This window comes from Intestinibacter sp., assembly GCF_051866655.1.
Classification (GTDB): Bacteria; Bacillota; Clostridia; order Peptostreptococcales; family Peptostreptococcaceae; genus Intestinibacter.
Genome location: NZ_JBJDXL010000534.1, coordinates 1 through 2177, shown reverse-complemented (window position 1 = coordinate 2177; position 2177 = coordinate 1). Strand labels below are relative to the sequence as shown.

Annotated in this window: 3 protein-coding genes; 2 read left to right on the top strand and 1 reads right to left on the bottom strand. The window is 28.1% G+C overall.

Features of this window, described 5'->3' with window-relative positions; all coding sequences use genetic code 11:
* Nucleotides 1-805: DUF819 family protein (locus ACI3VO_RS16160; RefSeq protein ID WP_439758901.1), on the bottom strand; the 805-nt coding region annotated here is incomplete at its 3' end.
* Between the two features lie 434 nt (nucleotides 806-1239).
* Here ACI3VO_RS16160 and ACI3VO_RS16155 point away from each other — a divergent pair.
* Both ACI3VO_RS16155 and ACI3VO_RS16150 read left to right on the top strand, forming a co-directional pair.
* Nucleotides 1240-1812: a helix-turn-helix domain-containing protein gene (locus ACI3VO_RS16155; protein WP_439758900.1), complete on the top strand. Its 573-nt coding sequence runs from the start codon at nucleotides 1240-1242 to the stop codon at nucleotides 1810-1812.
* A 60-nt stretch (nucleotides 1813-1872) separates the two neighbouring features.
* On the top strand, nucleotides 1873-2177 hold a 305-nt coding region (locus ACI3VO_RS16150), incomplete at its 3' end, for a molybdopterin-binding protein (RefSeq protein WP_439758899.1).

Below are 2177 nucleotides of genomic sequence, written 5' to 3'. Positions count from 1 at the left end.
CAGTAGTTATTATTAAGTATTGGTTTCCAAGTAAAGTATTTAAAAGAGCTAACACTGCATTACTTGTTGGTATTATTGATTTAAATAATCCTGCTATAGAAGTAGAAACAGCTACGATTACAAAAGCACTACCTATACATAAAGCTATATCCTTTAATGATATATCTTTGTGAGTCCAGTAAGAAGCAGCTGCAGTTTCGCCTTCTTTTACTTCTTGTTTTTCAACTTCATCTACGTGAGGATGAAGGAAATTTTTTCTAAAGAATCCTATTGATGGAATAGCTATTAATACGAAGAAGTATAATGCCATTAATAAGTTATCAGAAACAACTGCTGCAGAAACTACATCACCAGGAACGTCAAAAGCAGCTGACATAGCAGCGAAGTTTGCTCCACCACCTATATAAGATCCAGTCATCATAGCGGCAACTTCACCTAAGTAAGGTATTTTAGTAGCTAATAATTTGAATCCAACTACTGCACCTATCATAGTACCTATTGCACTTAATAAGTAGATGATAAGCATCTTTCCACTTTCTTTCCATATTTTCTTTATATTACATTGATATAATAAAAGAGTGATTGCAAGTGGAACTACATAAGTCCAAACATTGTCGTAAACTGGAGATTCAGTTGGTATAATTTTTAAATTTGATAATGCCAAAGCACCTATTAATGCTATTATTGCTCCAGTGACTTTTGCTGCCCATTCATATCTTTGTTCTAAAACGATACTGATTGCTGCCCAGCCACATAAGAAAGCCCATAAGACCCAAGTATTGTCTGGTGAAATTAAACTGTTCATATAAAATCCTCCTTAAAATAAATTGTTAAATATTTTAGTATATTGAAATATTTAATATATTAAAATATTTAATTTTATTATAGTTTATTAAATTAAATATTTCAATATATGGTAAAATTTAAATAAAATATAGTTAAATTCGTATAAATACAGATTAAAAGTCGATAAATATCAAAAAAAAATTAAAAAAATAAGCTTTAAAATTCAAAATATCAAATAAAATTAAAAAAAACAAAAATAAAAAATTTCAAAATATTAAAAAAATACTGTATCTTGTATACTTATAAAATTATAAAAATTTTAATATATTGAAAAATAATCTTTTATATATTTAAAACGAAATAAAGTATAATATAATTAGTGATAGAAAAATAATGGAATTTATATATAATATATATATTGAAGAATGATTAATAAAAATGGAGAGCAAAAAAATGGATAAAATGGATAATGATATGAATATAGATGTTGGGGAGAAAATAAGAAATCTCAGAAAAATAAAAAAACTAAGCATAGCCAATTTATCAGAAAATACTGGACTTAGTATTGGGCTTATAAGTCAAATTGAAAGAAATAAAGTAGTACCATCGATAAAGGCGATGTGGAAAATAGCAAAGGGATTAGATGTAAATATAGGCTATTTTTTTGAAGAGGATACTGATAAAGACGTCATAGTCAGAAAAAGTGATAGAAAAAGAATACAGACTAACGATGCTACAAAAATCTATGAATTATTGATGCCAGATTTAGTAGATAAAAATCTAGAGCTTTTACTTATAACATTAAAAGGAGAGACAAAAAAAAATAAAGGCCTAGTAAATCACGAAGGTGAAGAATGTGGCTATATAATAAAAGGAAAAATGAAGCTAATATTTGATGCAAAGGAATATATTTTAGAGGAAGGCGATAGTTTTTATTTTAAAAGCAATGTCAACCACGTATATGAAAATTACAACAAGGATGAAGAATGTGTATTGATTTGCGCTATGACGCCACCGTCATTTTAGATTATTATGCCATAATTTAATATGTGCATTTATTATTTTAAATAAATAGGAGAAGTAATTATGAAAGCAGAAATTATAACAGTAGGGACAGAGATTTTATTAGGAGATATCTTAAATACTAACTGTAGATATCTATCTAGAGAATTAGCAGCTATGGGTATAGAAATGTACTACCAAATAACTGTTGGAGATAATGAGGCTAGACTTCTAAGTACTTTAGAGGAGAGCTTAAATAGAAGCGACATAGTAATATGTACAGGAGGTCTTGGACCTACAGAGGACGATATAACTAAAGAGGTATGTGCAAAATACTTTGGATATGACTTAGTACTACATCAGCCATCACTAGATGCAATGATGGAGAG

Bases quoted from the DNA above. Each gene is read 5' to 3' on its own strand.
- ACI3VO_RS16155 (WP_439758900.1), top strand. From the start codon at position 1,240: ATGGATAAAATGGATAATGATATGAATATAGATGTTGGGGAGAAAATA.